We start from the raw sequence: 15,504 nt of genomic DNA, 5'->3' as shown, positions 1-15,504 counted from the left end.
AACTATATTAAATAATTACGCTGTTGCAATCAAATATGGCTAATTAATCTGTTAGCTGTTGATTCATTTTTTACAAATCGTTATTAAAAATAAAATTTAGTTACAAAAAGAGCCCGTCAAAGTTATTATTTGTCTGGACTCCTCAATAATATTAAATTAAAAGACTCTCAATGTTTGACTGTGCCGTGTCTTCGACCTACAAGCCAGATTATGAACAAAGCTAAAATTGCTTCAACTGCGATCCACTGGCCGCGATAATTGTGTCCTGCCAAGATAAACTCCGCCAACAACTGCAACAATCAACAAAATAAGCATTACAGACCATTGACCACGACTAAAGGCTTGACCATATTTATTTTCACATCTGGTAATTAATGGCAAAATTGCTCCTAAACCAATTAGAACAATTTTGGTAAAGCGGTCGTTTGATCAACTCAGAGTGACAACTTTAAAAGAATTGGCTAATAAACATAGTCGGAATTACAAAGCTTTAAAAATCAATTGGCGTTTGTTTCATAAAGATACTGAAAAAATCAATCGTTCAAAAACGAAATACTTCAGAGGACTTAACGAATATATGACACAACAAAATCTAATTAATTTAGGACTTACCGCTAGTTCAAAGCTTAAATATGCCTATGAAATAGCCCACCAAGACCCAAATGAATTTAATTTCTACTAGCTCTTTTTATGCGATATGATTCTCCTGTAAAATTTGTTCGACAACTTTTTCCATTTCTGGCGTGCGCTGCCATCGTTCAAAATGATCAAATTGCTCAGGCGGCATCGTGAAATTTTCATTAATAAATTTTTCATAAGCTAAAACGCTAGTCGAACGTGGAATATTTAATTGTAAAATTCGTACATTTTTAATATAGCCACGTTGAGCAGCCAATTCTGCTCGTCCATTTTGAACCATATTGGAAATTTCAAAATAACTGGTACCATCATTTAGTGTGATTTCTTCAATTAAAGTTAATTCTTCATGATTCTTCATTGACTATTACCCCTACTATAAAATTCTGAACAAACACCAGTAATTGATAAAAATAATTTTGGTTGGATAGTTGTTCCCTTCAAAGTCACTTACTTTCACTGTTATTATTGTCCTAATAATTACTCAACCTTGTTTTAATCAAAAACATCATCACGTCATTTTTTAATTCTTGCGTTGATCAAACTTGATTACTGTTATAAATTATAAAAAGAACTTTTTAAATCGTCAATTAGCCACCAGTAACTATATTAGCATTAATTTAAATTCCAACCAGTGAATTATACACTTCGACCATTATGAATAGTTTCATATGCTTATAACTTATTTTGATGCTTCAGATGCTTTATTGTTACTTTTTTTATAAAATTGTATTTAATAAACTTGATTTATCAAAATTAGTGTAGGATAATACACTTTTGTTGATGGCTAAGTTAACAAAAATGGAGTTTGCATTTTTTGACTAACAACTCTGATTAACCAACAAATTATTGGCAAAATTTCTTATGAGCAGCAATCGTTTATTTTCAATGACATCAAAATTGAAATTTTAATCCAAAGCAAAACCACCGCTGATTGGGCGGTGGTCGGCATAAGAGAGAAAGAGAATTGATTAGAAGGTAAATTAATTATTACCTTATATCTGCATAATAGACTTTTTTGGAAACGCTGTCAACCAGAGTTTGTAAAATTAATGATTTTTTTTATGATTTGGGCTAAGATAGATTTAAATTAGATTTTTGGGGAGTGCTTTGTTTTGATCAATGGTAAACAGTTAAAAATAAGCTTCTGGTTAGCAATTATTGTCGTTTTGCTAAAATCAATAAAATTTCTTTATCTGAAAACCAGTTGGCAACTCTCCATTTTTCACAGCAGTTGGCTATTGCTTCAAGCCGGTCAATGGTGGCTGCTGTTACTAATAATTTGGTATCTACTATTTTGGACTTTAGTTTTTTATTTAATCCTTAGGATCATTAATTTTCTTGTCAGAAAATTACATAATTCCTTACGTCATGAATAAAATTCCAAACGACCCACCTGCATAATTTATCTTACTATCATTAATTTTAAATTTATAATACTTGGCTTTATTCACCTAATTGTTCTTTAACAACGGCAGCAATTTCCATCACGTAATCATGAACTTGTTCTTTTGTCTGCGCTTCAGCCATTACCCGCAATAGATCTTCCGTTCCACTGGGGCGAACTAATACACGACCTTCTGAACCCATTTTAGCTTCGACTTTTTTAATCGCTGCTTGAATAGCTGGATTAGTTGCTGCTGCCTTTTTATCAGTTACCCGAATATTGACCAACTCTTGCGGATAACTAGTAACTTCTGCAGCTAATTCTGATAACTTCTTTCCAGTCTTTTTAACTACATTCATTAACTGAATAGCTGTTAGCATCCCGTCACCAGTGGTATTAAAATCAAGGAAGACTACATGACCTGACTGCTCTCCACCTAAATTATAACCGCTTTTCAGCATTTCTTCGACAACATAACGGTCACCAACCTTAGTTTTAACTGACTTAAGGTTTTGGGCAGCCATTGCTTTGTATAGACCTAAATTGCTCATAACAGTTGTCACAATTGTATCTTTTTTTAAGCGGCCTCGTTCACTTAAATATTTGCCGCAAATATACATAATTTTATCACCATCAATAATATTGCCCAGTTCATCAACTGCAATACAACGGTCACCATCACCATCAAAAGCCACTCCCAATTGCAGCTGTTTTTCAACTACAAACTTAGCTAAATTTTCAGGGTGAGTTGAGCCAACTTGCTTATTGATATTTAGACCATCTGGTTTAGTGGCAATTGTTTCAAAATCAGCTCCTAAATCCGCAAACAACCGGGAAACAATCCCACTTGTGGCACCATTTGCTCCATCAATTCCAACATGCAATCCACTTAAATCATCAGGGATCGTCTGTTCCAAAAATTGAGTATACTTCAAACTCCCTTCATGATAGTCATTGACAGTCCCTAAACCTTCAGCAGATGGTCGTGGTAATTGATCAGCTGTTGTTTCCAATAAATCTTCAATTTCAGCTTCTTTTTCATCGGATAGTTTATAGCCGTCACCACCAAAGAATTTAATTCCGTTATCCTGCACTGGATTATGTGAAGCCGAAATCATAACACCCGCATCAGCAGCTTGAACCCGAACCAGATAAGCAACTCCCGGTGTAGTGATTACACCTAACGAAAACACTTCAATTCCGACTGATAACAAGCCAGCAATCAATGCATGTTCCAGCATTTGCCCAGAGATCCGGGTATCACGTGCAACTAAGACTTTAGGTGCTTTAGTATCGTCTTTGGCATGCTTTGTCAAAACATAGCCACCACAACGACCTAATCGAAAAGCTAATTCAGGAGTCAACCCCTGATTAGCTACTCCACGAACACCATCTGTACCAAAATATTTCATATTTTTATTTCCTCATTTCTGTCACTTAAATACTAATTTGACTTATTATCCTTACTAGTTGTATCCGAAGTTACTGACTTTTCACTACTGCTGGTTGTCGTAGTAGATGCCGAAGATGTACTGTTATCAATTGCCGACGAACTTGAAACACTCGAATTATCCGACTCAACACTACTTTGTTCAGCTGTCGAAAACGAAGGTGAAGACGATGACGATTTAGTACTGGAAGCAGCTTTGCCAGTTGAAACTGAGCTAGGCGTGATGGTAACTGTCACTTCACTAGGAGTAACAGTTGAAATACCATTAGCTGGTGCTGCAATTTTAACGGTTTTCGTCGTTTCACTTGTCACACCTGAAACCGGAACTGAAACCGTCAGCTGTGAAAGTTTACTAAGTGCCCTTTTAGTTCCTTCCAACGAAACTTCTTTTGTCTTACTGCTGAAATTATAATTTTGATTGCTCGAACCACCACTGGCAACAAAGTTTAAAGAAACTTTTTTGGTAGCAGTTGCCCTATAAACTGGCAATTTGACACGAACAGTCTCAGGACTGATTACTACGTTAAGAATTTTACCGCTATTATCGACTGCTTGCAACATTACTTGTTTAACCAAAGTGTCATCTGTCCCCTGCGGAATATCTAACAAGGCTTCAACACGGTCAATCTTGTTAATATCCGTCTTGGCTCCCGTTACAGAAACGACCTGTGGATTAGCAGAACTATCTCCATTTTGATAGCCGCTAGCTAAACGATCGGAATTATAGACGACCTGTACTGGAAAATCAGCTGTTTTCCGGACACTGATTTTTACCTTAACAGTTGCTGGTGAAATCTTATAACTTAGATTGCGGCTCAATCCTGCTTCTTGTAATTTAACGCGATGCGTTCCTGGTTTTAATTTGCTCAAATCAGCATAAACACTAAAATTTCGTGTATTAGTAATAGCTGTCATCATTGAATCAGCACCCGAAATTTTTATTTTAACCTTTTCTGGATAACCGGTAACAAAATATTTATCACTATTAACATTTAAGTTTAAGGGCATTTTCAAAGTTACTGAGCGTTCCGACATCATAGAAGTATTATTGTTGCTTGGAGGATTACTGCCGCCAGATCCTAAAGAACTGACATAACCAAATAAAAAAATTGCAAAGACTAAGGATAACAAGCGATAAAACCATTTATTATTAAAAAAATAATTTAAGTTCATTGATGCTTGCCCCCCTTAAAAAAATCTGCAACAGAATTAACAAATAATGAACTACGGCTTTGGTTTCCCTCAGGCGCATTTATTAATTCTTTTTTCAATAATTTCAAGTAGTCTTCTTGAGTTAAATCACGAATCAATTCATTATTTTTGGTAATTGTAACCCCGCCAGTTTCTTCAGAAACCACAATTGTTAAAGCATCAGTTACCTCACTGATTCCGACTGCTGCTCGATGCCGCGTCCCAAGTTCTTTAGGAATTAAATTACTTTCAGACAGCGGTAAATAGGCCGCTGCCACGGCAATTTTATTATTACGAATAATAACAGCCCCATCATGCAGCGGTGTATTAGGAATAAAAATATTAATTAACAGCGCACCCGTTATTTCGGCATCTAGATTAATTCCTGTTTCAATATAATCTTCCAAACCGGTTTTCATTTGAATCGTGATCAAAGCACCGATTCGCCGTTTGGACATATATTGAACCGCCTGATCTAGCGCATTAATCATTTTCAACTGCTTTTCGTTTTGCTGTTTATTATGCAAAAAAATTGACCCGCGGCCTAAATGCTCTAAGCCTCGGCGAATTTCAGGTTGAAAAATAACAATAATTGCAATTAATCCCCAATTAATTACTTGATCAGTAATCCATGAAACTGTCTTCAATCCCAAATATAGACTGACAATCTTAATGATGACGATCACAACAACTCCCTTAAAGAGTTGAACTGCTTTTGTCCCCCGAAGCAGCATCATTAATTTGTAAATGACATACCAAACCACCAAAATGTCAATTAAATTAATAGCATTTTGCCCGGTAAATAAATTCTCAAAGTCAATGGCCACTTATCTAACCCCCTTATACAAACACTTTAATTATATCACGTCATGATGAAAGAATTTTCTCTGTGATGTAATCAATTTTCCTCGTTTTGAAAATTAATTGCAACACATCTTAATTAAAAAAATCTAAACTTTAAATACTGTATTTCAAAATTTAAAAATCTGTAAAACCACTTTTATAAAATCCGCTGAAAAATAAATATCAGACTGTATTTCAAAAAAACTACGATCACATCCAACAGTACTATATTTTCGTTTAAGATTTTCCGTGATAATCAGCCTATGAATAATTAATTTTTTTTGAAATCTTGAAGAAAATAGTCGTTATCCCTAAAATAAATCCTTAAATATTGGTAGAATTGATTAAATACGTAAAATTCAGGTGAACTCTATGGCTACAAAAAATCGTTGGCTGATTCGGATTGCTTTCTGGTTATTTATGCTTTACATTTATTTAACCGTCTACTCACGAGGTGGAACTTACAGTTTCTTACTGTTAAATACCTTTTTAGGTTATCTACCGATTGAGCTTTCCTTTCATTTAGACTATCGACAAAATAATTTTATTTTTGGAGTAATTTTTGTTTTTTGGTTGCTCTTTTACCCCAATGCACCTTATGTGCTAACTGACTTGTTTCATCTGGCAAAACTAGATCCCTATAACAGCGCAACTGGATTAATGGAATTTAATCTTCATTTATGGCTGAATTTTTCTAACCTAGTTGCGAGTGCACTCGCTTGTTCATTAGTTGGCATTTGGAGTCTTGAATACGTTGCTGATCAATTATTGCTTAAACTTCATCGTTTTTCACGCGGTTGGCAAATTTTGACCATCAACATCTTATTGCTTTTATCTTCAGTAGGAATTTATGTTGGCCGTTTTTTACGTTTACACACGGCTTACTTATTTTTAGATCCAAATTGGGTCTTGCAACAATTGGTTGATATGTGGAGCCCACGAATGTTGATTTTTGTTGGCTTTATGTTTATCATTCAATTGATTATGTGGATTATTATTTTTATTTCCCGACAATCTCTGCAACAAACTGAAAAGAATATGACTGAAGTTAAACAGAACTAACACGTAATAATAGATTTTCCTCGTGATTGATATACTGCCGCAAAGCAACAGCCGAGTGTCGATCCAAATAACCTTGTTCAATTAAATATTGCAGCGATACTCGTTGAGCACTAATCGAACGCAAATGCAAATTACGCAATTGCTGCTGATAAACAGCCGGATCAAGTTGATTTTCTTGCTGTTTTTTTTGTTTTTCAATTAATGAACGATAGCGGATAATCAAATGATAGATAGCTTCTCGATTAAAAGCCTGCTCATTAACATCAGGTTTTCGTAAATATTCAGAGAGCGTTTTAATCGCTGATTTAGCCAGTGCCCGCTCGACTAATCGAACTTCAACCATATATTTTTCATCTTGTTGCGTACCCCAGCGGATTAAAATTTGCCGATAAATCTTTCGCCAGCTCAACCGAAGATTAAGTATTAAACCAAATTGCGGTAGAGTCAATCCATGATTTATTCCTTTAAGCTGCTTGGTCAGAGTTTGTTTGAACCGCAAATAAACTTTTTCTCTGATTTGATTTGTTTGATATAGCCGCTGCAACTCCCTCAACTCGCCCTTGATCGCTACCCGATTTAAATCAAGTTCATCTTGAACAATCCCTGAATCACCAACTGACTGTTCTTCAGCAATTTCCAAGCGCTTGATCAGATATTGATATTCAAGAATCAATTGATAAACTGCCAATTGATTATGCTGCCGGCGCTGTTCTTCTAAAGAGCGCACGGCATTTTTTAATAAATATAATTTTGCTTGATTCAAATTTAACAAATTTTCCTCAGCAGTCGTCGTTTCTTCATCATCTTCGTCGTCTTCATCCAGTAATGATTTGCTTGTACTTAAATCAGCATTAGCTCCCCGTGTTTGAATATCTAAGGTCTTTCCCGCAAATAACGGTAGCAAGATTATTGCCATGAGCATACTTAGGATAATAACCCCGGCCACTACAAAAAGTACTAATGAACGTTCAGGAAAAGGTGAACCATCAGCAAGTTGGAGTGGAATTGTTAGAGCACCCGCCATTGTAATTGCCCCACGGACGCCTGAGAGACCTGATATCAAAGCAATCCTTAACCGAAAACGCCAAGAATTGTGCTGTTGATCGAATAATTGGTAAATAAAAGTCCAGCCAACTCTAATCAATAATAAAATTATCCAGACTTCAATAACTAGCCATAAAGCACGAAAGGTATCAACTTGATCACTTTGAATTGCTCCTTTCATTGCTACCGGCAATTCAACTCCTAAAATAGCAAACATTGTTCCATTAAGTAAATAAACAATAATATCCCACGTTCGCTCTGTAACTAAGTTGATTTCTGGTTGAACACTGACAAAGTTGTTACGTTGGCTGGCGAAGAAAACACCCGCAACGACAACTGCTATTACACCAGAAGCATGTAAATACTTTTCAGTAATTAAATAAATAATGAATGGAACGGCAACCTGCAGGACTGTATTAAAAACAACATCATTAAATCCCTTCACAACCAGCCATTCAATTATTAAAATAACCAGCCCAATCAGTAGAAATCCTGCTAACGAGCCCATGATAGCAACATAGAAAAAGTCACCAACTGCGTGTGATAATGAAAAATAACCGGTTACGGCAACTGCTAAAGCATATTTAAAACCAATCAATCCACTTGCATCATTGATCAAACTTTCTCCACTGACTAAATGCAAAATATTGTCAGGTAATTTTACCTGTTTCGAAATTGAATGCACCGCAACAGGATCTGTTGGAGCCAGCACAGCAGCCAAAGCCATTCCAACTGGCAATGGCAGTTTAGGAATTAAAAGGGTTATTAAAAATCCTCCAAACAGCATTGTTAAAAAGACTAATAAAATTGCATTATTAAAAATTGCTCCCTTTAATTTCCATAATTCCTTTCGTGGAAAACGTCGTCCGTCATTATATAGTAACGGTGCAATGAACAATAGCAAAAACCAGCTTGGATCTAAATCAATCTTCAGGTTAAATACTAATGTAGTCAGTGTGCCCAAAAAGATTTGTACAAGACTGACTGGTATCCATTGAAAATAATGATTAATCAGATTAGAAAATAACACAATTATAATTAGACCTAAAATTGTTTCAACAATTGCCATTTCTTCACCCCTTATGTTATCTATTATGACAAAAAAAATGCTTAAAAAAAAGCAGTCTGCCTACTTTTATGCTAGACAAACTGTTTTTTTAAGCATTTCGACCGATTATTCGAACTTCAGTTTCCAATTTAACTTGAAATTTTTCCCAAATAACTTGCTGTACATGTTTAATAACTGCTAAATAATCTTTTGCGGTTGCTTGACCTAAGTTAATAATAAAACCTGCATGTTTCAACGAGATTTGTGCATCACCTACTCGAAATCCTTGCAATCCTGCATCATGAATCAATTTACCAGTATAATACCCCTTTGGTCTTTGGAAAACACTGCCGCACGAAGGATATTCTAATGGTTGTTTCGCAGCACGTTGAAAATTCAACTCATTCATCTTTTCACGAATTAATTGTCGTTTCCCAGGACGTAAAGCAAATGTAGCAGTTAAAATCAAGTCTCCTTCAACTTGAATTCGACTATGGCGGTAATTAAAATTCAAGTCATGATTTTTATAGTGTTTCAAATTTCCTTGACGATCAATTACGGTAACTTCTTCAACCACTTGACTAATCTCGCCTTCATAAGCACCAGCATTCATGAAAACAGCTCCACCGACACTGCCTGGAATTCCTGCAGCAAATTCGAGACCAGTGAGTCCTTGTTGACAAGCTGTTTCTGTGACTGCAATTAATGCTGCCCCAGCTTCAGCAGTTATTTTATTTTCATGACAAGTAATTTGGTTTAAGTTACGTAAAATAACCACTAAACCTTCAATTCCGCCATCTTTGACAATTAAATTACTAGCATTTCCTAAAATTGTTAACGGCAACTGAAGCTGTGCGGCTTGGTTAACCAATTCAATTAATTCTTGACTGTTGTTCGGGAACGCCAATACATCTGCCGGCCCACCGGTACGAGTGTTACTATACTTTGATAATGGTTCATCCTGCAATAAAGTTATCCGCGGTAAACGTTTAATCAATTCTGAAACTTTCTTGTTCATTTTTTTCCTCACTCATAATAAATATTCAACCTTAATTCTAACATTTTTTTCAGATGTCAACGCTAGTTTTTTTTAATACTTACTGCTAAAATCAATTTTAGATGATTTAGGAAAGGTCTTAAAGCCCAATGAAGTTTATCTCATGGAATGTTAATGGTTTACGTGCAATTTTAAAAAAGAATTTTACTACTGTTTTTGAACAACTTAATGCTGATTTTTTCTGCTTACAAGAAATTAAATTGCAGCAAGGTCAAATTGACTTATCTTTCCCGGGTTATACTACCTACTGGAACTATGCTGAACGCAAAGGTTACTCAGGAACTGCTATTTTTGCAAAAAAACCGGCATTATCAGTTAAATATGGAATCGGTATTACAGAATTTGATCATGAAGGACGGGTTATTACACTTGAATACCCTAATTTTTTCTTAGTTACATGTTATACACCCAATTCTCAACAAAAATTAAAACGCTTGGATTTTCGCTTAAAATGGGAAACTGCCTTCCGCCAATTTTTACATGAGCTTGATCAACACAAACCGGTAATATTATGTGGTGATCTTAACGTAGCACACCAAGAAATTGATCTAAAGAACTGGAAAACCAATCGACATAATGCTGGCTTTAGTGACGAAGAAAGGTCAGCAATGACATCTTTATTAAACACTGGTTTTATTGATACTTTTCGTGAACTGCATCCGCAAACAACTGGTGTTTATTCATGGTGGAGCTATCGTTTCCACGCTCGCGAGAATAATGCTGGATGGCGAATTGATTATTTTATTACTTCCGAGCAATTGAAGCCGAAAATCAAATCAGCTGAAATTCTGACAGATATTTTAGGATCTGATCACTGCCCAATTGAGTTAATTTTAGTCAATAAATAAAAGTAATCTCATTTCCTCTGTGAACGATCGGTTATAACTTCAAATTACTTACTATTATAATAAGGAGTATCAATATGAATTTTTCTGCTATTGATTTTGAAACAGCTAATGGACACCGTAATAGCGCTTGTTCACTGGCAATAACTGTTGTGAAAGACAACCAAATTGTTGATCAATTATATTCTTTATTGAATCCACAAACTTACTTTGATCGGCGAAATATAAAAATTCATGGAATTCAGGAAGCCGATGTGCAAGAAGCACCTACAATTGCTGACTTGTGGCCTCATATCGCAGCTCTATTTCAACCAGATAAATTAATAGTGGCGCATAATGCTCGATTTGATTGTAGTGTTTTGCAAAATTCGTTAGCAACTTTTGGTATCTCAACAACTTCTTTTGCGGTGCTGGACACCCTGCAATCTAGTCGCCGTTTACTAAAGGGTTACGAAAATTACCGTTTAAATACTGTTTGCCAAAATTTAAACATCGAATTACAGCATCATCACAATGCCTTGGCAGATAGTATTGCTTGTGCTCAAATTGCTTTATGGCAGCAAAATCATTTTGGATCAGATGCTTTACTACCTTTCATTAAACAACCTGAATAAATAAATGGAGTTGGACAGCTATAGTAAGTTGTCCAACTCCATTTATTTTTTTAATATACAAAAATCACAATTTCAAAATAATATAAATTATTATCAAATTAAATGCAATCTAATTAATAATTTTATTAGTATTATTTACTGCTTAGGCGGATTGTTTAAATGAGCTAATTGCCCTTGGAATTCACCACTATATTTTGAAATATCAGCCGTATTAGAAACCTCAGCGACTGTGTAATCAGCAAATTCACCGTGCTCTGACTGATCCAAACCGGTTAACTCTTCTTTTTCATTAACACGCATCTTAACAAATAATTTCAAAATAAGAACAATTACGCACACCATAACTGTTACAAAAACAATCGTAAAGAGTGTCCCAACAATTTGAAGTCCTAACTGACTAAAACCTCCGCCGTAGAATAAACCATTGTGAGCAATGCCGCTATTTGCTGCTTTACTAGCAAATGCACCAGTTAAGATTGAACCAACAATTCCAGAAATTCCATGGCAACCAAAAGCATCAAGCGGATCATCATATTTCAAAATCGGCTTAATTTTGGTAATAAACCAATAACTGACAACCGTACTGATTGCTCCGATCCAGAAAGCCCCACCAGCTGTAACAAACCCGCAGGCTGGTGTAATACCGACCAAGCCGCACAGTGTTCCGGTACAAGTCCCTTGCAAAGTTGGTTTGCCAACAACGATCATATCAAGAATCATCCAAGTTACTAATGAAGCACCAGTGGCAACAGTAGTTGTCAAGAAAGCCTGAACTGCAATATCGTTCATTCCCAATGCTGAACCAGCATTGAAACCATACCAACCAATCCATAAAATCGTTGTTCCAAGTAATACCCATGGTAAGTTATATGGTTGAGGTTTTTTCTTACCAAATCCTAAACGACGTCCTAAGAAAATTGATAAAACTAATGCTGTAACACCTGCATTAATATGAACAACTGTCCCACCAGCAAAATCCAAAACACCAAATTTAGCTAAGAAACCTGTCGTACTCCAAACAATATGAACCATTGGATAATAAATAAAAATTGACCATAATACAATAAAAGCTAATAAAAAATTGAATCTCATGCGTCCAACAATCGCACCGACAAACAAAGCTGGTGTAATAATTGCAAACATCATCTCAAAAATCAGATAAGCTCCAGTGTTAATCCCTAAGTCTTTGTTAACAATCTTTGTTAAGTCAACACCGCTCAAAAAGAAATGATGAACTTTTCCAATAATTCCACCTATATCACCATTAAAAGAGAGTTCATAACCCACTGCTACGTAAAGCAACACTGCAATTCCACAGATAAAAAAAACTGACAGCATTGTGTTAACAACGTTTTTTCGTGAAACTAATCCTCCGTAAAAAAAAGCTAACCCAGGAGTCATAAAGAATACCAAGACACTTGAAACAATTAAAAAAGTTGTATTAGCTGCACTCATAAAAATCCCCCTTGCTTTCAATGTCACAAATTATAACATCAATTATTTACTAGTGTCTATGGATTTCTGGTTTTATAAATTTTATTTACGAAATCAATTATTAATGCCCTTTCATGTTGCGATAAGAAACCAAATGAGTCATTATACTTAAATATAAACTCTGACTTAAGCTAACTTTATAAAACATTGTAGGACAATTTTTTTGGCAATAGCTTAATCAAAAACGCTTGTTAGAATTGATACTATAATTATTCAATAACATTAAAAATATTTTTGAAGATTGTCGAAATACAAAATCAATATTAACTCCTTTATATACAAAAAAACATGACATCTTATATTATGGTTTAAGTAATTAAACTCAATCAAAAAAATGTCATGTTCGAATTATGTTCTCTCTCACGCTTACCGGCTTAAGAAAAAAACACATCATATGTGTAAATCATTGCTCACTAGTAGTCGATTAGAAGAAATCAGCTGCAAAATCAAAGCGCTAAGGGATAGTTCTTTGATTGCAAAATAAAACCCAGCTAAAGCAAGATAATTAACTCGGATGATCTTCAATATTCAAATTGCTTTTTATTTTTAAGTAAATATAGTATATTGTCCCTAAAATTAACGAACTTACTAACCAAATAAATATTAAAACCACGACAGAATATAATACTATTAGTATTTTACTATCACTTTTTATGAACTCATTATACAAGTTAAAAAAATCAATTCTCTTTGTTCTTTCAAATAACATTTTTGTTATAAATCTAATTACTAGAACTACAGCTACCGCTTTTAATGTATCTTTAAAGCATCTAGAAAATGATTTTATATTCATACATTTTCCCCTTACTTTTAGAATAGTGTTAATTATAAAAAATATATATGCTTATAAAAATTGTACCATGTTCAAGTTTTTAAATACAGCAACATTAAGGATAGAAGAATTACGTGTAACAACAAAGTCACTCAGAATAAAAAGAAATTTGGGGAAAATGGATAAAACACCCTTCTCTGCTATTTCAAGATGAATTTCTGGCACTAGAATTTCAATAGTAGAAGATCTTGATAAATTAGCAAACATTTTCCAAGTCAATATAGGAGTTTTAATATTTGGAGTCAATTGACGTACAGCTGCAGGTAATACAATCAACGGTGATTATGAAGAAAAATAGTTGTTAGCACGCGGGGGGCTGATGAAATTACTACTGTCACTTAGACTCAATACAACCCTTCTAAAAAAAGAATCACAAGCTTTCGTCCATAATCAGTCAGTACCTGATTAAGATGGACAAATTGTGATTGTTTCTATAAATGGTTTTGGTGTTACTTGTAAAAAGATTTTTCGAGAAGACAGAAAAATCAGATTAAAGTTAATTAATGAAAAATATAATAACTTGGTTTATCCAGCACCAGGTGTCCGTTTTTTATCAATGATTGAAACCCACAGTTAGGACAACGGAAAAGAAGATAACTGAGACGAGCATGGACAACCTTAAAATGATAAACAACACCATTTTTAGCGATTCTAAGATCTTCAACTTTAAAGAATTTGATATTTGGGTCTTTTATTTCAAGATTGGCTTTATGTTCCAACAATCTCTGAAAGTATAGACCCCTAAGAATAACAAAATTATCGAATGGTCAACTTAGGACAACAGCAAGACAACAAAGTCGTTTTTTTTAATAGCTTTTAATTGATTGCAAAAAAATAAACGTTGTTATATCAACGTTTATAATCCCTAATATATCTATATAATACCGGTGATCGGGGTCGAACCGATACGTCCTCAACGGACACTGGATTTTGAGTCCAGCGCGTCTGCCAATTCCGCCACACCGGCATGATGTTTATATTATAGCATAAAAATAGATAGAGTACTATTTTTTAAAGGCGGTAACCGGATTTGAACCGGTGATGAAGGTTTTGCAGACCTCTGCCTTACCACTTGGCTATACCGCCAGCTAAAATAAACTTCATTAACTGGGTTAGCTGGATTCGAACCAGCGCATGAGGGAGTCAAAGTCCCTTGCCTTACCACTTGGCTATAACCCAATAACAATAGGCGATAGGTGGGAATCGAACCCACGCGTGCCGGAGCCACAATCCGGTGCGTTAACCACTTCGCCACTATCGCCATAATGGCAGGGGTAGTAGGAATTGAACCCACACTGACGGTTTTGGAGACCGTAGTTCTACCTTTAAACTATACCCCTAAAATGGAAGGGAGTGGATTCGAACCACCGAACCCGAAGGAGCGGATTTACAGTCCGCCGCGTTTAGCCAGACTTCGCTACCCTTCCATAAATGGCGCGGGACAGAATCGAACTGCCGACACATGGAGCTTCAATCCATTGCTCTACCGACTGAGCTACCGAGCCATTAAAACTATAATAACACTACTAGAATTTAAACTGAAAACTTGTGATTGTCAAGCAAACATAATATATATTTACCTACAACAACTATAATCAGTCCATGGAGGATACAGGGCTCGAACCTGTGACCCTCTGCTTGTAAGGCAGACGCTCTCCCAACTGAGCTAATCCTCCAAAATGACCCGTACGGGATTTGAACCCATGTTACCGCCGTGAAAGGGCGGTGTCTTAACCACTTGACCAACGGGTCATTCTGCTACGGAGAGTAAGGGATTCGAACCCTTGAAACAGGTCAATACCCGTTTACATGATTTCCAATCATGCTCCTTCGGCCAACTCGGACAACTCTCCAGCAACAATAACTCCGGCAGGCGGGCTCGAACCGTCGACAACCTGATTAACAGTCAGATGCTCTACCAACTGAGCTATGCCGGAATAATTAAAAGCACGGCAGCTTCCTACCCTCACAGGGGGCGATCCCCCAACTACTATCGGCGTT

General features: G+C 35.6%; 12 protein-coding genes and 11 tRNA genes. 4 read left to right on the top strand and 19 right to left on the bottom strand.

Features of this window, described 5'->3' with window-relative positions; all coding sequences use genetic code 11:
• Positions 1–231 precede the first annotated feature (231 nt).
• The 5 genes from FC89_RS12650 to cdaA all read right to left on the bottom strand — a co-directional run bounded on the left by FC89_RS12650 (position 232) and on the right by cdaA (position 5,491).
• Entirely contained in the window at positions 232–381 is a 150-nt protein-coding gene (locus FC89_RS12650) for a hypothetical protein (protein WP_157060726.1), read from the bottom strand.
• Between the two features lie 307 nt (positions 382–688).
• A complete protein-coding gene (locus FC89_RS11460; RefSeq protein WP_057872672.1) occupies positions 689–997 on the bottom strand; it encodes a hypothetical protein in 309 nt (102 codons plus the stop codon).
• 1,085 nt (positions 998–2,082) lie between these two features.
• Positions 2,083–3,435, bottom strand: coding sequence for a phosphoglucosamine mutase (glmM, locus tag FC89_RS11450; RefSeq protein WP_057872670.1), 1,353 nt, complete (start codon positions 3,433–3,435; stop codon positions 2,083–2,085).
• A gap of 32 nt (positions 3,436–3,467) precedes the next feature.
• Complete coding sequence (locus FC89_RS11445) at positions 3,468–4,646, bottom strand: CdaR family protein (protein ID WP_057872669.1); 1,179 nt, start codon at positions 4,644–4,646, stop codon at positions 3,468–3,470.
• The gene (gene cdaA, locus FC89_RS11440) at positions 4,643–5,491 is read right to left on the bottom strand and encodes a diadenylate cyclase CdaA (RefSeq protein WP_057872668.1); all 849 of its coding nucleotides are present in this window, start codon (positions 5,489–5,491) and stop codon (positions 4,643–4,645) included. The genes FC89_RS11445 and cdaA overlap by 4 nt, the downstream gene beginning before the upstream one ends.
• 388 nt (positions 5,492–5,879) lie before the next feature.
• Between cdaA and FC89_RS11435 the strand changes: the two genes are divergently transcribed.
• The gene (locus FC89_RS11435) at positions 5,880–6,569 is read left to right on the top strand and encodes a DUF1361 domain-containing protein (RefSeq protein WP_057872667.1); all 690 of its coding nucleotides are present in this window, start codon (positions 5,880–5,882) and stop codon (positions 6,567–6,569) included.
• Here the strand turns inward: FC89_RS11435 and FC89_RS11430 are convergent.
• Positions 6,556–8,682 carry a cation:proton antiporter gene (locus FC89_RS11430; protein WP_057872666.1) on the bottom strand — a complete coding sequence of 709 codons (2,127 nt, stop codon included), beginning with the start codon at positions 8,680–8,682 and terminating at the stop codon, positions 6,556–6,558. The two genes, FC89_RS11435 and FC89_RS11430, sit on opposite strands and share 14 nt — an antisense overlap.
• A gap of 88 nt (positions 8,683–8,770) precedes the next feature.
• The gene (murB, locus tag FC89_RS11425) at positions 8,771–9,679 is read right to left on the bottom strand and encodes a UDP-N-acetylmuramate dehydrogenase (RefSeq protein WP_057872665.1); all 909 of its coding nucleotides are present in this window, start codon (positions 9,677–9,679) and stop codon (positions 8,771–8,773) included.
• Positions 9,680–9,807: 128 nt separating this feature from the next.
• Here murB and FC89_RS11420 point away from each other — a divergent pair, with 128 nt between their 5' ends.
• Both FC89_RS11420 and FC89_RS11415 read left to right on the top strand, forming a co-directional pair.
• Complete coding sequence (locus FC89_RS11420; protein ID WP_057872664.1) at positions 9,808–10,566, top strand: exodeoxyribonuclease III; 759 nt, start codon at positions 9,808–9,810, stop codon at positions 10,564–10,566.
• 74 nt (positions 10,567–10,640) lie between these two features.
• Positions 10,641–11,177 carry a 3'-5' exonuclease gene (locus tag FC89_RS11415; protein WP_057872663.1) on the top strand — a complete coding sequence of 179 codons (537 nt, stop codon included), beginning with the start codon at positions 10,641–10,643 and terminating at the stop codon, positions 11,175–11,177.
• Between the two features lie 135 nt (positions 11,178–11,312).
• Here FC89_RS11415 and FC89_RS11410 read toward each other — a convergent pair whose 3' ends face one another.
• Positions 11,313–12,632, bottom strand: coding sequence for an ammonium transporter (locus FC89_RS11410; RefSeq protein WP_057872662.1), 1,320 nt, complete (start codon positions 12,630–12,632; stop codon positions 11,313–11,315).
• Between the two features lie 1,292 nt (positions 12,633–13,924).
• Between FC89_RS11410 and FC89_RS12870 the strand changes: the two genes are divergently transcribed.
• Positions 13,925–14,080: a S24 family peptidase gene (locus FC89_RS12870; protein WP_235804423.1), complete on the top strand. Its 156-nt coding sequence runs from the start codon at positions 13,925–13,927 to the stop codon at positions 14,078–14,080.
• Between the two features lie 305 nt (positions 14,081–14,385).
• Here the strand turns inward: FC89_RS12870 and FC89_RS11400 are convergent.
• From FC89_RS11400 to FC89_RS11350, 11 genes are all read right to left on the bottom strand, one after another.
• Positions 14,386–14,470, bottom strand: a tRNA-Leu gene (locus tag FC89_RS11400).
• 48 nt (positions 14,471–14,518) lie between these two features.
• Positions 14,519–14,589, bottom strand: a tRNA-Cys gene (locus tag FC89_RS11395).
• A 21-nt stretch (positions 14,590–14,610) separates the two neighbouring features.
• Positions 14,611–14,682: transfer RNA gene (locus FC89_RS11390), tRNA-Gln, on the bottom strand.
• A gap of 9 nt (positions 14,683–14,691) precedes the next feature.
• Positions 14,692–14,764, bottom strand: a tRNA-His gene (locus FC89_RS11385).
• Between the two features lie 5 nt (positions 14,765–14,769).
• Positions 14,770–14,843 (bottom strand) — tRNA-Trp (locus FC89_RS11380).
• Between the two features lie 4 nt (positions 14,844–14,847).
• Positions 14,848–14,930 (bottom strand) — tRNA-Tyr (locus FC89_RS11375).
• A 5-nt stretch (positions 14,931–14,935) separates the two neighbouring features.
• Positions 14,936–15,008, bottom strand: a tRNA-Phe gene (locus FC89_RS11370).
• Positions 15,009–15,106: 98 nt separating this feature from the next.
• A tRNA-Val gene (locus tag FC89_RS11365) sits at positions 15,107–15,179 on the bottom strand.
• A gap of 4 nt (positions 15,180–15,183) precedes the next feature.
• Positions 15,184–15,255, bottom strand: a tRNA-Glu gene (locus FC89_RS11360).
• A gap of 9 nt (positions 15,256–15,264) precedes the next feature.
• Positions 15,265–15,356, bottom strand: a tRNA-Ser gene (locus FC89_RS11355).
• A gap of 11 nt (positions 15,357–15,367) precedes the next feature.
• Positions 15,368–15,440: transfer RNA gene (locus FC89_RS11350), tRNA-Asn, on the bottom strand.
• Positions 15,441–15,504: the final 64 nt, after the last annotated feature.

This window comes from Liquorilactobacillus ghanensis DSM 18630, assembly GCF_001435235.1.
Taxonomy (GTDB): domain Bacteria; phylum Bacillota; class Bacilli; order Lactobacillales; family Lactobacillaceae; genus Liquorilactobacillus; species Liquorilactobacillus ghanensis.
Note: the sequence above shows the minus strand (reverse complement) of the source record. Positions and strands in the feature narration are given on the sequence as shown.

What these genes read in the sequence shown, in the direction of transcription:
- FC89_RS11460 (WP_057872672.1), bottom strand. Translation starts at nt 997, where the DNA reads ATGAAGAATCATGAAGAATTAACTTTAATTGAAGAAATCACACTAAAT.
- glmM (WP_057872670.1), bottom strand. Translation starts at nt 3,435, where the DNA reads ATGAAATATTTTGGTACAGATGGTGTTCGTGGAGTAGCTAATCAGGGG.
- FC89_RS11445 (WP_057872669.1), bottom strand. Translation starts at nt 4,646, where the DNA reads ATGAACTTAAATTATTTTTTTAATAATAAATGGTTTTATCGCTTGTTA.
- FC89_RS11435 (WP_057872667.1), top strand. Translation starts at nt 5,880, where the DNA reads ATGGCTACAAAAAATCGTTGGCTGATTCGGATTGCTTTCTGGTTATTT.
- FC89_RS11430 (WP_057872666.1), bottom strand. Translation starts at nt 8,682, where the DNA reads ATGGCAATTGTTGAAACAATTTTAGGTCTAATTATAATTGTGTTATTT.
- murB (WP_057872665.1), bottom strand. Translation starts at nt 9,679, where the DNA reads ATGAACAAGAAAGTTTCAGAATTGATTAAACGTTTACCGCGGATAACT.
- FC89_RS11420 (WP_057872664.1), top strand. Translation starts at nt 9,808, where the DNA reads ATGAAGTTTATCTCATGGAATGTTAATGGTTTACGTGCAATTTTAAAA.
- FC89_RS11415 (WP_057872663.1), top strand. Translation starts at nt 10,641, where the DNA reads ATGAATTTTTCTGCTATTGATTTTGAAACAGCTAATGGACACCGTAAT.
- FC89_RS11410 (WP_057872662.1), bottom strand. Translation starts at nt 12,632, where the DNA reads ATGAGTGCAGCTAATACAACTTTTTTAATTGTTTCAAGTGTCTTGGTA.